Genomic DNA, 16,987 nt, shown 5'->3' with positions numbered 1-16,987 from the left:
AAGCTGCATGTAAGCCAACTCTGACTAAAATGCCAGGCTCGGCATTAGTCAGAGTTGGCTTACACTCCGCTTCCTCCCGTTTTCCTTCACGCTCTGTAATCTTTCGTAACTTTTATTCACAAAACTGTAACTTCACCGTTACTGCCCATTAATCCCGTTCGTATATCCTAATCACTAATCATTACGAGGAGGATTTTATGACAAAGAAAGCGAAAATCATTGGGATCATTATGAGCGTTCTGACCGCCGCCTGTCTCTGGACCGTTGGCCAAGCTCATGCCGTCTTTGCGGCTGTTCGCCTGACATCTGCCATTCAGAAAGGCACCACGTCACAGTCGACGCGTCGGGTAACCGTCCGACCCACGACCAAACTTCACGTGGTCCTAACTGCCTATGACAATAATCAGGTGACCAGCACCAAGACGTTTACCTATAAGATTTTTCGCTATGGCAAATTATATAAAACCTATCACGTAAAAAACGGTCACGTCGCCACTGCCGTTAAAGTGAAACCTGGAAAATACTCCGTTCGGGCCTATGATGGTAACAATACCGTCACGTTTACCGGTGGTATCTCGTCCTCAAACGAACCACATTTTATTTAAATAGCTAACAGCCAGTTGTCTTTTAGGCAATTGGCTTTTTATTTTCATAAGCGCATCTTCAGTTTATGTCTGTCTTCCTAGTCTGCCACGTCTAATCGCGCTTCGGAAAGCGAACGATACGTGTAAGCCATCTCTAACGAAAATGCCAAGTGTGGGCCTTTCTGCGTGGTTCCCTGCCCTCAAGCCGAAACGCGTTTCGGAAAACAGAAAGCTGCATGTAAGCCCATCCGGCCATAAAGGCCAAGTTCAGGCCTTTATGGCCGGATGGGCTTACACTTCGCTTCCTCCCGTTTTCCTTCACGCTCTAAAAAGTTTAAAACTTTCGATGAAAAATATTGAAAACGGTTACATTCTTCGTTAGACTTGAACCATACGACAAAATTAAGGTGGGAGTTAACCATGACAAAAACATTAGCAATCAACGCAGGAAGTTCAACATTAAAGTGGAAGCTGTTTTCAATGCCCGACGAGACCGTTATCGCATCCGGCCTTGTGGACCGCTTGAATCTGCCAGGCTCCATTTTCACTGTTAAACGTCCTGGTGCTGAAAAATACAAGAAGGTCGAAGACAACATCACCTATCGTCTGGCCGCCGCCATGGTGCTGTCTCACTTGAAAGACTCTGGCATCGTGAAGCATTTACACGAGATCACAGGTATCGGCCACCGGGTCGTTGCCGGCGGTGAGATCTTCTCCGATTCAGCGGTGATCACTGACGAATCACTCCAACAAATCAAGGATCTATCCGAATACGCCCCGCTACACAACCCCATTCAGGCGCAATACATTGAAATTTTCCAAACGTTACTGCCTGATGCGCATCAGGTCGCCGTTTTTGATACCTCACTGTACACCGATATGCCAAAGGTCAACTACATGTACCCAATTCCATATCAATATTACAAAGACTTCGGTGCCCGCAAATATGGCGCCCACGGTACTAGCCACCGCTACGTTGCCGAACGAACGGCTGAAATTTTAGGCAAACCATTGGCAGATCTCAAGTTGATCACTCTGCACCTTGGTTCCGGCTCATCCGTCACCGCCTTTGACCACGGCAAAGTCATTGACACCTCAATGGCTTCACGCCGCTAGCTGGGGTCATGATGGGCACACGGTCAGGCGATATTGATGCATCGCTCGTCACCTTCTTAACTGAGAAATTAGGCATCAGTATCGGCGACATGACAGATATCCTGAACAAGAAATCTGGTTTACTGGGTGTTTCCGAACTCTCGCCTGACCAACGTGATTTGGAGGACGCTGAGGACAAGAACCCGAAGGCCAAATTAGCACTCGACATGTTTGCTAACCGGGTCATCCGTTACGTCGGCAGCTATGTCGCAGAATTAAACGGGCTGGATGTCCTCGTCTTCACCGCCGGATCTGGTGAAAACGGGATCGGCATGCGCGAACGCATTGCGGATCAACTTGGCGTCTTCGGGGTCAATATCGACCACGAAAAGAATCAAGTGCGCGGCAGAGAAACGATTATTAGTCCTGACGATGCCAAGGTGAAGGTCCTGGTTGTGCCAACTAATGAAGAGCTGGAAATCGTCCGGGACGTTGCCCGATTGACCACCCCACACAGTAAGTATTAATCACCATCACCGTTTAAACGCACAAGAGACCAAAAACTCATTTTGGTCTCTTTTTGTTGCATTATTTTACTTATCTGAAAAAACACCAATAAAAATCTTAAGGATGACCCCCTTTCCTTGAAAAATACCCCAAAGATTGGCATACTGAAGTATTAGATTGAACTTTTATGGTGAGGAGATACAACTATGTCGAAGCGTCTACTAAAATTATCCCTGGGTATCATCTTAGCAGCAGGGATTTTACTCGGCTTCGGGTTTAAAATGGCAACTAACTCAGCCAAACCAAACTCACAACCATCCGTAACACACAAAACACAACAAACTAAACATCAAAGTGCGAACACTGTTTCCGCAAAAGTCAACGTGCCAACACTGATGATTCATGGTGTCGGTGGCACGTTTGAGTCCGAAATGCCAATGGTCAAACAGGCCGTGCAAAAAGGGTATTCCCAGTGGGGACTTGTCGTTCACGTGAAGGCGGACGGCCAGGTGACCACGCGCGGCTCATTAAAAAACAAGCCTAACCCGATTATCCTCGTCCGTTTCGATAACAACGTTGCCGGTGAACTTCAGGACGCAAAATGGATCAAGAACGTGCTGACCACGCTGAAAACTAAGTACGATGTGACCGAATACAACATCGTCGGCCACTCAATGGGCGCTTACGCCGCTGTTTACTATGAGAAGTACTACAGCCATGAGCCAACCAGCCAAAATTGGATAAACTCGTCACACTAGCAGGGCCGTTTGACGGCATCATCACTGAGCGGAAAACCCGCTGGATCGGCCGTGTGTCTGACCGAATCTTGAAGTTGTGGGATGATACGCCGAACCTTAACCGGCTGACGGCAACAGGTAAACCAAAGATCATCCATCCGGAATACCAACTTCTGCTCAACAAACGAAATGAATTTCCATCATCCGCTCACGTCCTGAACATGTATGGTAACCTGAAAAACGGCACGAATTCAGACGGCACTGTGACCAACATTTCCAGTGAGTCGCTGGCCTACCTCATTGGCAGCCGCGTCACCAGCTTCCGTGAGAAGATGATTACCGGCTACGATGCTTCGCACTATGGGTTGCATAATGATAACGCTGAAGTTCGACAGGAACTGTATAAGTTTCTTTGGAACAAATAGAGCGTGAAGGAAAACCACTAAAGTGACTGTATTCGCAAAAAAGGGCACCACAATCAAAACATTATTTTGATTGCGGTGCCCTTTTTTGTGTGTAAAGCTGTACGTCACATGACTGAAAGCTTCGGAAAACAGAAAGCTGCATGTAAGCCAACTCTGGCTAAAATGCCAAGTTCATGCATTTCTGCCAGAGTTGGCTTACACTCCGCTTCCTACCGTTTTCCTCCGCTCTCTATTTTCAAGAAATCCGCAATCAACTGCCCCATATAAGCCGGTGTCTCAGTCATCTCGTTTTGCACCCACCGCAGCGACGTGTTGATCACGGCACCAGCCAAAAAGCCGCCCCAGTATCGCTGCGTTGTGTTTGACCCAGGTCCCTGATAGATTTTATCAGCCTGAACGAGATACTGAAAAGCAGTTTCGAACCCACGGATCAATGGCTGCTCGTTCCCAGTTTCAAGGAGCACCAGCTGTTCCTCATGATGGTTGGCTACTAGTTCAAAATAGTGGGTCATCATCGTTGGCATTTCCAGCTTGGTACTATTAGGCAGACCCCGCATGTAATTGACGATGCTCAACATCTCATACTGGTCAATGATTTCTGCATACGTCGTGAAATGCTTGTAGTAATAAGTCTGGGAAACGCCGGCTTTCTGGCACAGTTTAGTAACCGAAATCGTTGTCATTTCCTGATGTTGCATGAGGTCGATCAGCGCATGGAATATAGCAACCAGCGCCTGATCACGTCGCTCTTTAGGTGACATCGTTAACAAAATCCCTCCTTTTGTAACCGAAGTATTCAGTCTTATTATACACGCTGGTATCGTAGACAAGCGTTAAGAAATTCCGTTCAAGGAGACGATAATATGACACTTAAAACACGATTAACCGTCATGACGATGGCCATCGGCATCTTCTTATGCATGCTGGATACCACCATCATGAACATTGCCCTCCCCGCCATCCAATCCGGGCTCCACGTGAGTTTAGCTTCTCTGTCCTGGGCACTAAACGTTTACACCATTACCTTCGCAGTGTTTACGATTCCGCTGGGACGCTTATCCGACCAGTTAGGCCGCCACAAGGTCTACATTGCGGGGTTGGCGCTCTTCCTCATTGGGTCACTCGTATCCGGTAGTGCCACCAGCATGGCGCTGCTTATCAGTGGCCGGGCGCTGCAAAGTCTTGGCGCCGCCATTGTCTTTCCAGCCAGCATGACCATCGGCATCACCACGGTCGATTTGGCGCACCGGACCCCCGTCGTTGCCGCACTTGGGCTGACTCAGGGACTTGCCGCTGCGCTCGGACCAACACTGGGCGGGATCATCACCCAATTTCTTGGGTGGCGCTGGGTCTTCTTCATCAACGTCCCACTGGTTATTTTAGCCATTGGCCTGTCACTATGGTTATTACAATTGAAAAACGAGTCGCGGACAACGGCCAAAATTGATGGCCTTGGAATGGTGCTTTCAATGATCCTGCTGTTTTCACTCACCCTGGCGCTGGTCCAAGGGTCTGACTGGGGTTGGTCAAGCCTGCCCATTCTCAGCCTATTTGCAATCAGTCTCGTTTCATTGGTTGCCTTCATCGTTGCTGAACGGTTCGTCAAGGATCCAATGATTCCACTCACCCTCTTTGCCCACCGCCAATTTGCGGGCGCCGTGTTCGCCATTGTCATCACCGGGATCTTCCTGGTCGCCGTCATGGTCATTTTCCCGACCTTCTGCACGAAGGTTCAGGGTAAAACGGAACTCGCCGCTGCGCTCATGATTACGCCAGCCTCTGTCATGATCTTTCTTCTGGCACCGATCAGCGGCAACATCATCGATAAAATCGGACCGCGGGTGATGGTTGCAACCGGCTTTATTCTAATGATCCTCGGCTATGCCACCATCTTTGTGATGAATCCAAACCAGTACGCGCAGGTCGTCATTGCGCTACTGTTTATCGGCGCTGGCTTTGGTCTGGTCGCAGGTCCCATCGTAGTTCTGGGCGCTGCTGATTTCACTGGCGATATGCTGACCGCTTCGCAAAGTGTGCTGGGACTGTTTCGCCAAATCGGGACCGTCCTCGCAGTCGCTATTTTCGTGTCTGCATTGACTGCCAACCTGAAAACGACAAAGACGACCGCCATCAACGATACGGAAACCTACGTCCAAACCCTGGCGCTACCACAAACTGCAAAACACGCGATGGTGACCAACGCTACTGCCCAGATCAAATCCGAAAATCCGAGTGATCACCACGCTGCTGGTATTTCCAAGGCAACCGAGGCTCGTTTGATTGAAGAAAATTACCAAACGGCTGTGAAAAAGGCTGGTGGTGCGCAATTGCCAACTTCAGTGAAGCAGGCTATTCGGTTCAAGGTAACGCATGCTGTTCAAACCAAGGTTACGAAAGACAACGCGGTGATCAGCAAGGCTTCAACACACATTAAACATACGACCAAGCAACACATTGTTGCCGCGTTTATGTCGCCTTATAAACTGGCACTGCCGTTCTTGGTGCTTGCTAGTTTGACGTCACTTTTGTTTTACCGACGAAAAGATTATCGCCGTGTTTTGGCTGATAGAAATTAAAAAGACGACCAATCGATTGGGATTGGTCGTCTTTTTTAGCCCATTAGAAAACAAGTTCTACTACTTGTCTATGATGACAATAGTGTGAACATGCCGAACGGTTCCACTACGCTATGATACTTGTAATAGTTCATCATAGATGGTTAGGCTTCATAAATGGTGTCATGAAACCTATTAACCAATCGATACCTGTGACTAGAGCATGGTCAGAAGCATACCTGTTAATAATCTGACTAGCAGTCGAGGGCGGATTCTCCACAAACTAGTATTAACGCCATTCTGATGTTTAACTAGTTGTACAAAGTCACCTCAACGTTAGTGGAATGCAGCAATTTGGCACGGAGTCGTGGTGTCGACATCAGTTAGCGACCGTACTTTGGTCGGTTACTGATGTGCGAGTCGATGGAGATCCATTCGAGAGCTGCGCAGCAGAAATCGAATTAGCTTCATCGCGAGCCACTACGCGGAGTGCCAAATTGCGGAATGCAACGGACTTTATCACCGGACCCTACTCTCTACTTCAAATAAGTCGTTTTAAAGTTATAACTAGCACCAGCAGAATTATAAACCATATCCTTAACCGATGAACTCAACAACCAAGGTGCAGCTGACTGATACAGCGGCGTAATGCCTTGGTCCTTCATCATGATATTTTGAGCTTTGACCATATCGTCCCAACGCTTGGAGGCATTGTTGGCATCCGTGGTTGATGACGCGTTGATCAAACTGTCATACTCGCTGTTTGACCAGCCTGAGATGTTGCTTGGGTTGTTCTTTGTCATAATGTTCAGGAAGGTAATTGGGTCCGCAAAGTCGGCGAACCAGTTAGCAAACGTCACTTCGTAGTCGTGGTTGGCCTGCTTAGCCAATTCTGACCGTTGTGGGATGTTTGACACACTGACCTTTAATCCTGGCAACGTTTCTTCCAGCCCGCTTTGCAGGTACTCGGTAACTTTCTTACCCGCATCACTATCAGCTGACAGAATGGTAAAGTGCGGGTTGGTAATCCCCGTTTCCTTTAACCCTTCCTTCCAGAGCTGCTTAGCCTTGGTTGGGTTGTAGGTCATTGATTCCGGCGTGGTAATATCTGACGTGAAGTCCTTGCCGGTCTTAGGGTTTGTTGCCAGGCCCTTTGAAACAAAACTGCCGTTGACAAACGAGCCGTCACCTAACACTTTGTTGGTAATTTGTTTCCGGTTGATGGCCATGGAAATGGCTTCCCGGATCTTCAAGTTCTTAAAGAGTTTCATCTTTTGGTTCATGGCCAAATAATAACTGCTTGACTGTGGCCGTGAAATTAAGTCTTTGTTGTTCTTCAGATTTTTAGCTTGGTTCCCAGTTAATGGGGCGCCAATGAGTTTCTTTGAGTTGTATTGGTTGAGCGCTGTTTGGTTATCCTTGACCACTTGGTACTTAATAGAAGACATCTTGACGGCCTTCTTATCCCAGTAATCGTTGTTCTTCTTGAGTGTCCAGGTCGTGCTTGTCCCGTTCCACTTGGTCAGCTTATACGGGCCGTTGTAGACCATCTTATCGCTGCGTGTCCCGTAGGCACTGCCGTACTTGTTAACCACCTTTTCGTTTTGCGGGTAGAAAACAGGGAACCCGAGTAACAGCTTAAAGTAAGGAATTTGCTGTTCGAGATCGATCTGAAGTTTATACTTGCCCAACGCTTTGATGCCAAGCGTATTCGCTGATTTTTTGCCATCAGCAATAGCATCCGCATTCTTGATACCGCTAAACAGGTAGCTATACTGAGACGCGTCTTGGGGTTCACCGTCCGCTTCCACGAGTACACAAAATCTTGAGCAGTAACGGTGTCGCCGTTGCTCCACTTAGTGTTGTGCCGCATGTCGATGATGTAGCGTTTGCCATCCTTCGACTGCGTCATCTTCGTCGCAAGACCAGTTTCCGGCTTACTATTCTTTCCCAGCCGGTACAGCCCTTCATTGGTGTTGTTCAACGTATCAAATGTCCCTAAAGCAGTTGACTTAGACAGGTCAATGGTTGATAACTCACTATCCGTTGGCATGGTAAACGTCTTCTTGCTGGATGAACTATTCGATGAGCAAGCCCCCAGCACAAGCGCAAGGCCGGCCACACCAGCCAGTGCGGCCCACTTTTGTCTCAAACTCATAATAAAATCCTCCTCACAACACACAATTATTAAACACACATTAACGATAGTTTAACATATTTTTAAGAATAACGACCCGGTATTCTAATTCTTATTTAATATAAACGGGATCAATCGTTGTACTTACGCAGTGTAAGTGATTTCTTTTGAGTATTTATACACCATTGTGACAGGGCGTATCTATGCTATAATTGTGGCAAATTACTAAGAAGGCGGTGAGCACATGCACCTGAACGTTCCCCTGATTCCGCAACGCCCCGAACTGCCAACCGGCTGTGAAATTACTGCAGTGACCATGATGCTGCAATATGCTGGTGCTGACGTGTCGAAGGTCCAATTAGCTCATGAGATGCCGTACGCTAAGGAAGATTGCAATTTAGGCTTTGTGGGCGACCCATTTACAGATAATGGCAACAGTATTTACCCACCGGCGTTGCTGGCCCTCGTCACAAAATATGCTGGCCACGCAACCAACCTGACCGGTGCGACACTAGCTGAGCTCCATCAACAGCTGGATGCAAACAAGCCCGTGGTGATCTGGGTCGGTGAGTTTGACGGTTTCCACACCCACGCCCTCGTTCTGGTGGGGTACGATGCTGCCACTGTCACTGTGAATGACTGTTGGACAAATACTGTCACGATGCTTGATAACGCACAATTTGCTGAAATTCGGGCAAACAAGGCAATGGCGTTGGGGCTTTAAGCACACAAAAACACCACTGGCTCAAGCTAGTGGTGTTTTTATGACTGACAGGCAATTCAAACAGCATTGCCTGTCAGTCGTTATTGTTAGATGTCCATTTCAATTCTAGTAACCGGTATGCCGCAATCTAAACGGATAATTTCCCGGCAGTTTCGTCAGCCAAGTAAGCCCGGCCAGTGTTTTTGACCAAGACAAACTGGTTCAGATCCTGGTTGAGTTGTTGACGGAACGCGGTAACAACTTTCGTTTCGTCGCTATCTGTCGTGCCGTCTTGATACAAGGTCTGGACGTAACCGTCGTAGGCGTCCTCGATCACTTCACCCAGACTTCTGACATTTGTATAACTCGGCGGGTTGTTTCCCTTCTTGTGTAAATCAGCTTGTGAAGCAACGTTGCTCTCTAGTTGGTCGTAATCCAAACTGAGGTCGTTTAACAAATTACGCAAGGTTGGTAAGTGCAACCGCGAAATAATTTCGTCAGATGCCAATTCTGGTTGAGTCATCATGTGCTCACTTCTCTCAATAAAGTTATGGTATTAAAAGTTTAATACATGTATTATGACAGATCAATCCCCGAGTAAGGTTAAAAAAAGTGTAAGGTTTTCTTAAGTCTGCATTAATTCCAGGTAAATCACTGCGCTTTTATGCGCAATGTTGCGCCTTACTAGCTTGAAATACCGCTGCGTTGCGCCGGTTGTCCCTGCACGTTGAAGTGGGTCGCTCCGGAGCTATTGAATTTCTTGGCAGAAATTCAAGGATCTCCTCCGACTCCCGTGTTCCTAAGCGAGGAAAGGACCCTCGCCAAGGAACACCGACACCACAACGTGCAATGCCAACCGGCTCCACTCCGCTACTATTGTGGAGATGGGCAACAACATCTACAACTGTCACACAGAATCGCGGAAACCTTACTGGCTGGTCATTACGATTGCTGCAATCGAGTCAACAACTTTAGCACAGTATAGTGGTGAAACTTACAAATTGGTCAATCCAATTACGATAATCATCGTCTGAAGCATTGCTGACAATGAACTTGTCAGCAGTCGAGGGCGGATTTCTCTTCAAACTTGGTCTATTGCCATTGTGATACTTAACCAATGTATAAAGTCACTTCAACGTCAGTGGAATGCAGCAATTTGGCAGGCTGTCGTGGTGTCGACATCAGTTAGCGACCGTTCTTTGGTCGGTTACTGATGTGCGAGTCGACTGAGATCCACTCGAGAGCTGCGCAGCAGAAATCGAGTTAGCTCAGTCGCGAGCCACTACGACGGCCTGCCAAATTGCGGAATGCAACGAACTTCCCTCTCAAACAATACAGTTACAGCAACAAAAAAACATCATTGAAATGCTCAAATGGGCTTCAATGATGATTTTTAAAGTGCAATCCGCAATCTAGCTGTTAAAGGAATCAACAAGTTGGTTGATTGCAGTTGTGGTGCCAGAGTTGACCTTGTCAGTGATTTGGGATTGAAGGTCCGTGTCTTCAGAAGGATCTTAGACGTTTTCACCCTTAGCAAGGTAGTCTTGATATTGTTTTTGAACGGCAGCTTCATACTGATCCTGCAGTGATTTCTGGAAAATTGGCTTCGTGTAAGTGTTCACGTAAGATTTGGCTGGTGAGCTCTTCGTCTTCGTAAACGTGTATGTCGTTCCCTTAATGTTAACGGCACGGCCGCTCTTATACTTCGTCAATTTAGCTGAATAAGTTGAGCTTGTCTTCTTGTAGATGGACAACTTGTAGTTTGTTTTGCCGACCTTACCGTTTGAAATGGTGTGGTACGTCACGTACAGTGTCCGCATGGTCTTACTAAAAGAGTTCTTCACTGGAACGACCATTGCCAGTTGTGGTGCTTTAAAGTCCCCCATCATAATAGCGCGAACGTGGCCGCCATTGCTGACTTTGATTTTAGTCCAGTGGAACGCGTAACCTGCCTTATCACTCTTAAAATAGCCGGTTGGTCCTTGAAGTTCACTCTTACTGAACTTCGTTGAGGCCTGGGCTGTTTGTGGTTGGGCCAGTGCTGTGGATCCCAATCCGATGCCAAGTGTCGCAACTGCGGCGATAAATCCCTTGATCAATACCGATTTTTTCATTATTTTCCCTCCACCCATTCTAATCATCACTTCATTCTATCATAAGCCCCACGACAAATGAATCAATTCGCAACAATAGTTGAGGCCCTATTCCATTGAGAAATTCAGGTCGTACCGTTTGCCGGTCAACGCAACGTTACCGGCAAATCTTACCGCCAAGCGCGCCTGTTTGATTCCAAAAACAGTACGTTGACAAAATCGATTCAGTTTTGTTTTTAAAAACACCTGGATAATTTCAGCCATCCGTCCTGAATAACGCGGTGTCCATGGCACCTGAAACCCAATCGTGAGGATGGCCTGATTACGCGCATTATCCGTCTTCACATTCAATAATCGTGCCCTTCCTTGAACCTGCGCGGCGTACGGTACTTCCACCTGCCACTCATCCGTCCAGGGACTCTGCGCCAATAACAGTTCGTGCACGGCTATTTCCAGCTGTTGGCCCGTCGTTAACTGGGTGTTGCCGCCCTGATCTAGCCAGTCAATGTAAACGGGTACCCGGTAAATTAGTGTTGCTTGCATTGGTCATCCTCACTTTCCCGACTTCAGTATTTTCCATAGTATAGTCTTATTTTGATGAACGTGCTGTTACAGTTTACCCCAGTCCTTCCCTGAATGAAACACTATTCGTAACTTGTAGCCGACCACTAGATTGTGTACACTAGAACAATAAACTCAACGAAATCAGGGACTTATTTTGAAAAACTACTTAGCTGAATTTTTAGGAACCTATGTCCTCGTCACCGTGGGGACGGGCACCATTGTGCTCACCAACGCGGATCCGCTCACGGTCAGCCTTGCGTTCGGCTTAACCTTTGTGGTGTGCGCCTACACGTTTGGCACGTACTCCGGCGGCCATTTCAACCCGGCCATCACACTGGGCATGGCAATCGATCATCAGCTCTCCTGGCAGAAAACACTGTGGTACATCGTCGCCCAGCTCGGCGCTGGAATCGGGGCGGCTGCCACCGTCCGGGCCGCAGTCGTGACAACTGGCGGGGCGGCCAACTTCATCGGTCAAACCACCACTAAGGTGGACGACGTGAGTCTGGTCGTCATCGAAGCGGTCCTGACGACGATGCTGGTCCTCGTTTACCTGATGACCAAACACCAGCATCAAAAATTCGGCGGGCTGATCAACGGGTTTGCGCTCACCGTCCTTTACACGGTTGGCTACAATCTCACCGGTCCTGGGCTAAATCCCGCCCGTTCACTGGGACCCGCATTATTTGCAGGTGGCGCTTCACTGGACCAGCTCTGGCTGTACGTCCTTGGCCCAGTTATCGGCGCCGTTGTCGGTGCGTTATTGATGCTGATTTTTAAGCATGAATCACCAACTGAGGCAACTAAGGGATAACTCAAGAACGACCATCACTTCTATAACGGAAGTGGTGGTCGTTTTAATTAGTTGGTCATCAACGAAAGAAACTGGTCCAGCTGTTCCTGCGTTGCGCCGACCATGTTGGCCGACCGTAACGGAATGTTCAACAGCATCTGCTGGTCCGTGGTCTCGCCGGAAGCTAATGGCGCAAACACATCGGTTAAGCCGCTCTCCTTCAGCGCAGACTGGGCTTCAGGCAGCGCCAAAACATCGCCAATGTAACTGTTTAACGTCACCTGTGGTTTTGCCGCTTGCGGCCAGTTCAGGGTTGCGGTTGCCTGCAGCCGAATGTCCTGACTGCTTGTGCCAACCAAGATGGCGTAGTCGCCATTATCGACCTGCCAGTCCTTGATGGCTGGGTTATACCAGCTAAACGCCCGCTGATCCAACGTCAGCGTAACGGTCTGCGTCTCACCGGGTGCCAACGACACCTGTGCGAAGTTGGCCAGTGCCTTGACTGGTTTTTCAATGCGGCTTGTCTGATTTGAGACATAGACTTGCACCGTTTCGGTTCCAGCCACACGCCCAGTATTGGTCACAGACAGTGTTGCGGTAACGCTGTCCGTTCCCACAGTCAACTTCAGATCATCGTCCTTAAACGTGGTGTAACTTAATCCAAAGCCAAACGGAAACGCAACGGGCTGTTGTCTCTTATCATAGTACCGGTAGCCCATAAAGAGCCCCTCGCGGTAATTTTCCTGTTCGGGATCCGCGTTAAATGTCAGGTAGCTTGGCGTGTCTGCCAACCGTTTTGGGAAGGTCTCGGCCAAACGACCTGCTGGGTTCACTGCCCCAGAGAGCACGTCCCAAGTTGCCTCACCGACGGCTTCACCAGCGAGGTACGTTTCCAGAATGCCCTGAACGTGATCCGCCCATGGCATCAGCACCACTGACCCGTTTTGCAGCACCACTGTAACGTTGTCATTAACTGCTGTAACTGCATCAATCAGCTCATTTTGGTTATCCGGCAATGAAAGACTCGTCTTGTCAAAGCTTCCGACTCGCGACTAGCAGGATAACCGGCGAAAATCACGACTTGATCAGCTTGTTTAGCTGCTGATACAGCCTGTTGTAAACGGTCTGCATCCGCTGCCTCGCTGTTCAGCTGATAACCAGCTTCATAAAAGGCATCCGGTGCAGCAGTTTGAATGGCCTGCAGTGGCGTCACGACCTTGTAGCGTTCACGTGAGAACTGCCGCCGCCTTGATAGCGCGGGTGGGCGGCCAGTTCGCCAATCACGGCCAGGGACTGGTTTTGCTTCAACGGGAGCACGCCATTATTTTTCAGGAGCACCATGCTCTCAGCGGCCAACTTTCTCGCAAATGCATGCTGTTCATCTAGGTCGTATGGGGTAACGGTCTCACTGTCTGGCCGATAGGTGGCGATGAGGTCTAACACCCGGAGCACGGATCGGTTCAGGTCGTGCTCTGACAATTTGCCAGCGTTGACGGCATCAATGATTTCCTGCGTGGAAGCAGGCCCCTTCCCAGGCATTTCCAGATCAAGACCGGCCTGAATAGCTGCTGTGTGGTCCGCCACCGCACCCCAGTCGGACATGACAAGCCCTTGAAAGCCCCATTCATCTCTAAGAATATCGGTCAGTAAGTACTTATTTTGTGAATTCAACGTCCCATTGATGGCGTTGTATGAACACATGAGCGTTGCTGGGTGACTGTGCTTCACCACCTTTTCAAAGGCGGCAAGGTACAGTTCGCGCAGGGTGCGTTCATCCATGTTGGACGAACTGGTAAACCGCTGATTTTCGCGGTTATTGGCGGCAAAGTGCTTCACGCTCACGCCGACACCTTCAGCCTGCACCCCATCAACGTAGGCACTGGCCATTTCACCCGCGAGGTACGGGTCCTCTGAGAAATACTCAAAGTTCCGGCCTGCCAATGGACTGCGCTTTAGGTTGATGCCGGGGCCAAGGAGCACGCCAATTTTTTCGGCACGGGCCGCCTTGCCCAAATGATGGCCTAGTGCGTTCAGCGCTGTGCGATTAAACGAGCTTGCCGTCAGTGCTGAAGACGGGAAACTCACGGCCGTCACACTGTCATTGATCCCTGTCACGGCCGCATTTATATTTTGCTTCCGCAGTCCGGATGGGCCATCGGTCATCATCAACCGTTTCAGGCCGACCCGGTCTAACGTTGCGGTGTACCAGGCATCCTTTCCTGACACCAGTGCCGCCTTTTCCGGCAGCGTCAGTGTGTCAATAAACGCCTGATCGTTTTGTTTTCCCATTTTATAGTCAGTCCCCTTTTCTAATCCTTTCTAGTTCAAACTGCCGCACTGCCCCAACTAGATTTGCGTCGTTGAGATAGTGACAGGCTTGAATGTCAGTCTGAATCGCCTGGGCGCTGTGGCGGTCTTGCATTGCCATCACCCGGCTGCGAATCTCATCGATCACTTCTGACCGGGCTGAAATGCCGCCACCGATCAATAACCGGTCGGGATTCAAGCCGACAACTAAATTATACGCCGCCACGCTCAACCAGTGGTAAAGCAGGTTAACAGCGCGTTGCGCCTGAGCTTCGCCGGCATCCGCACGGTCCGAAATGTCTGGCTGGTGCGTGGCTTCGCCATAACGCGCGCCATTTTCACAGGACTTGCCAACTCACTCAAGGTATCCCCTTCAGCCGTCATTTCCATGTACCCGAACTCGCCGGCAAAGTTATCGTGGCTGGTCACAAGGCGCTGCTGGCGAACAATTGCGCCACCGATGCCAGTACCCACGACCATCAGCACCGCTGACGATACGTCACGCGCGTTGCCGAGCCAGGCTTCGGCCAGAGCAGCGCAGTTGGCATCGTTTTGTAGACTCACCGGCAAGTGGAAATAGGCTGCCATGGTGTCACGGACGGGAAACGCATTGAGGTAGTGCACTGCGCTCGTGCCCGTAATCGTTCCAGTGGCGGTGTCCACACTGCCGGGTAAACTCACCGCGATGCCCGTCACCCGAGCGCCCTGAGCCGCGGTCACTTCGTCTTTCACGAATTCAATATGACTGAGCAATCCTTCCCAGGTCGCCGGCGTCTCAAACTGGCGCTTGCAAAGAAGTGCCCCGTCGCGCCACAATGCCGTTTTTACACTCGTACCTCCAATATCCACGCTAACAACGCCGTTTGTATCATTGGGTCTGCCATTTTGCTCACCTACCGATCACTAAGGTCGTCGCCGTTTGTTGCAATGACGTGCTGATACCAGTAGAACGAATCCTTCTTATACCGTGCCATTGACCCGTTGCCGTCATCGTTACGATCCACGTAAATGAACCCGTAACGTTTCGACAACTGACCAGTGCTGGCAGAAACGATATCGATCGCACTCCACGGCGTGTAACCCATGACCGGTACGCCGTCATCGACCATGGCCAATTTCATCTGTTCGATGTGGTCGCGCAAATAATCGATCCGGTACTGATCGTGGATCTGGTGGTCATCCGTCAGCTTGTCAATGGCGCCAATCCCATTTTCAACGATAAACAACGGCACATGGTAGCGGTCATTTAACCAGTTCAACGAGTAACGTAACCCCCGCGGGTCAACTTCCCAGCCCCAGTCAGAGTGCGGCACCTTGTCGTTTTCAACAACATCATTGGTTTCATTATAGGAATAAAAATCGTCCTCATCCGCGTGCGCAGCCACCGCAAACGACTTGTAGTAACTGAGTCCAAGATGGTCGACCTTACCAGCTTCAAGCGTTTTTAGATCTTCTGGCGTGATATCAAGGTCAAAGTGTTTCTTTTGCTGATAGATCGTCAACCAGCTTGGGTAGCGGCCCTGAACCTGGACGTCAGAGAACCAAAAGCGGGCTTGCATGGCACGTTGCGCTTTTAGAATGCCCGTTGGTTTATCCGTTGCCGGATAAGCTGGCGTCATGGCAATCATCGCGCCAATTTGGAAGTTTGGTTGATACGATGGCCTTCCTGCACCGCAATCGCACTGGCAACCACTTCGTAGTGCCCAGCTTGATACATGACGGCCTCGGCGTTTTCCCCAGGCTTGATTTCAACACCCGAGTTGGTAAACAGTGAGAAGGTCCGGTCGTAGTTGATCTGGTTGTTAATTTCGTTGAACGTCAACCAGTATTTAACCTTATCCTTGTACCGCTTAAAACAGGTCGTCGCAAACCGTGTAAAGAAGGTGATCAGTTTCCGGTTTCGGAAGCCGCCATACTTGGTCACAAGGTGGTAATGGATTTCAAAATGCGACAACGTCACGACGGGTTCGATATTATATTTGAGACATTCATCGAATAATCGGTCGTAAAATGCCAGTCCTGCTTCATTTGGTTCATCCTCATCGCCCTGCGGAAAGATCCGCGTCCAGGCAATCGACGTCCGGAAACATTTGAAGCCCATTTCAGCAAACAACTTCACGTCTTCTGGATACTGATGGTAAAAATCCACCGCATCATGGTTCGGGTAAAATTCACCGGGTTGCACACCGTCCGTGATCTGACGCTCGCCGTAATTGCCAGCAGCCGTCATCACATCGGCAACGCTGAGCCCCTTTCCTTCGGCATCATAACCGCCTTCAACTTGATGAGCGGCAACCGCGCCGCCCCACAGAAAATCCTTTGGTAATTCTGACATACGATCCATCCTTTCAAAATACGAGTCTTCGATGACATAACAAGCCCAAATAATGCCTGATCAGTTGGGAAATCAGGATTATTTGGGCTCGATTGATTGCTTAATTTTGTTCTTGTGTGAAATCTGTGGATAACTGCCGCTGCGTTGCGCCG

General features: G+C 49.3%; 12 protein-coding genes and 4 pseudogenes. 7 read left to right on the top strand and 9 right to left on the bottom strand.

Annotation, left to right across the window (positions count from 1 at the left end):
- Positions 1–197: 197 nt before the first annotated feature.
- The 4 genes and pseudogenes from JCM11969_RS06575 (at position 198) to JCM11969_RS19770 (ending at position 3,348) form a co-directional block, all read left to right on the top strand.
- A complete protein-coding gene (locus JCM11969_RS06575) occupies positions 198–605 on the top strand; it encodes a hypothetical protein (protein WP_054709634.1) in 408 nt (135 codons plus the stop codon).
- A 399-nt stretch (positions 606–1,004) separates the two neighbouring features.
- Positions 1,005–2,206: pseudogene (locus tag JCM11969_RS06570) on the top strand (acetate/propionate family kinase).
- 186 nt (positions 2,207–2,392) lie between these two features.
- Positions 2,393–2,944, top strand: coding sequence for an alpha/beta hydrolase (locus tag JCM11969_RS19775; RefSeq protein WP_054709630.1), 552 nt, complete (start codon positions 2,393–2,395; stop codon positions 2,942–2,944).
- Positions 2,923–3,348, top strand: a complete 426-nt coding sequence (locus tag JCM11969_RS19770) for an alpha/beta hydrolase (RefSeq protein ID WP_054709626.1) — start codon at positions 2,923–2,925, stop codon at positions 3,346–3,348. Before JCM11969_RS19775 ends, JCM11969_RS19770 begins: the two co-directional genes overlap by 22 nt.
- Before the next feature lie 209 nt (positions 3,349–3,557).
- On the opposite strand, the gene JCM11969_RS06555 is transcribed toward JCM11969_RS19770, so the two are convergent.
- Positions 3,558–4,109, bottom strand: coding sequence for a TetR/AcrR family transcriptional regulator (locus JCM11969_RS06555; RefSeq protein WP_054709621.1), 552 nt, complete (start codon positions 4,107–4,109; stop codon positions 3,558–3,560).
- A gap of 102 nt (positions 4,110–4,211) precedes the next feature.
- Between JCM11969_RS06555 and JCM11969_RS06550 the strand changes: the two genes are divergently transcribed.
- Positions 4,212–5,924: an MFS transporter gene (locus tag JCM11969_RS06550; RefSeq protein WP_054709618.1), complete on the top strand. Its 1,713-nt coding sequence runs from the start codon at positions 4,212–4,214 to the stop codon at positions 5,922–5,924.
- Positions 5,925–6,439: 515 nt separating this feature from the next.
- Here JCM11969_RS06550 and JCM11969_RS06545 read toward each other — a convergent pair.
- Positions 6,440–8,061, bottom strand: a pseudogene (locus JCM11969_RS06545) (peptide ABC transporter substrate-binding protein).
- Positions 8,062–8,284: 223 nt separating this feature from the next.
- Here JCM11969_RS06545 and JCM11969_RS06540 point away from each other — a divergent pair.
- A complete protein-coding gene (locus JCM11969_RS06540; RefSeq protein ID WP_054709614.1) occupies positions 8,285–8,764 on the top strand; it encodes a C39 family peptidase in 480 nt (159 codons plus the stop codon).
- A gap of 127 nt (positions 8,765–8,891) precedes the next feature.
- Here the strand turns inward: JCM11969_RS06540 and JCM11969_RS06535 are convergent, their stop codons facing one another.
- The 3 genes from JCM11969_RS06535 to JCM11969_RS06525 all read right to left on the bottom strand — a co-directional run bounded on the left by JCM11969_RS06535 (position 8,892) and on the right by JCM11969_RS06525 (position 11,379).
- Positions 8,892–9,269 carry a hypothetical protein gene (locus JCM11969_RS06535; RefSeq protein ID WP_054709611.1) on the bottom strand — a complete coding sequence of 126 codons (378 nt, stop codon included), beginning with the start codon at positions 9,267–9,269 and terminating at the stop codon, positions 8,892–8,894.
- A 988-nt stretch (positions 9,270–10,257) separates the two neighbouring features.
- Complete coding sequence (locus JCM11969_RS06530; protein WP_054709609.1) at positions 10,258–10,857, bottom strand: hypothetical protein; 600 nt, start codon at positions 10,855–10,857, stop codon at positions 10,258–10,260.
- Positions 10,858–10,944: 87 nt separating this feature from the next.
- Positions 10,945–11,379 (bottom strand): hypothetical protein, encoded by a 435-nt coding sequence (locus JCM11969_RS06525; RefSeq protein ID WP_054709606.1) that lies wholly within the window; start codon positions 11,377–11,379, stop codon positions 10,945–10,947.
- A gap of 175 nt (positions 11,380–11,554) precedes the next feature.
- Here JCM11969_RS06525 and JCM11969_RS06520 point away from each other — a divergent pair, with 175 nt between their 5' ends.
- On the top strand, positions 11,555–12,214 hold the full coding sequence (locus tag JCM11969_RS06520; protein ID WP_054709603.1) for an MIP/aquaporin family protein: 660 nt from the start codon (positions 11,555–11,557) through the stop codon (positions 12,212–12,214).
- Positions 12,215–12,261: 47 nt separating this feature from the next.
- Here JCM11969_RS06520 and JCM11969_RS06515 read toward each other — a convergent pair.
- The 4 genes and pseudogenes from JCM11969_RS06515 to JCM11969_RS06500 form a co-directional block, all read right to left on the bottom strand.
- A pseudogene (locus JCM11969_RS06515) lies at positions 12,262–14,482 on the bottom strand (glycoside hydrolase family 3 C-terminal domain-containing protein).
- Positions 14,483–14,489: 7 nt separating this feature from the next.
- The gene (locus tag JCM11969_RS19765; protein ID WP_082409211.1) at positions 14,490–14,798 is read right to left on the bottom strand and encodes an ROK family protein; all 309 of its coding nucleotides are present in this window, start codon (positions 14,796–14,798) and stop codon (positions 14,490–14,492) included.
- A complete protein-coding gene (locus tag JCM11969_RS06505) occupies positions 14,729–15,349 on the bottom strand; it encodes an ROK family protein (protein WP_082409210.1) in 621 nt (206 codons plus the stop codon). The genes JCM11969_RS19765 and JCM11969_RS06505 overlap by 70 nt, the downstream gene beginning before the upstream one ends.
- A gap of 44 nt (positions 15,350–15,393) precedes the next feature.
- Positions 15,394–16,835: pseudogene (locus tag JCM11969_RS06500) on the bottom strand (6-phospho-beta-glucosidase).
- Between the last annotated feature and the right edge of the window lie 152 nt (positions 16,836–16,987).

The organism is Secundilactobacillus paracollinoides DSM 15502 = JCM 11969 (assembly GCF_001311135.1).
Classification (GTDB): Bacteria; Bacillota; Bacilli; order Lactobacillales; family Lactobacillaceae; genus Secundilactobacillus; species Secundilactobacillus paracollinoides.
The sequence above is the reverse complement of the archived record's forward strand: the minus strand, read 5'-3'. Positions and strand labels throughout refer to the sequence as shown.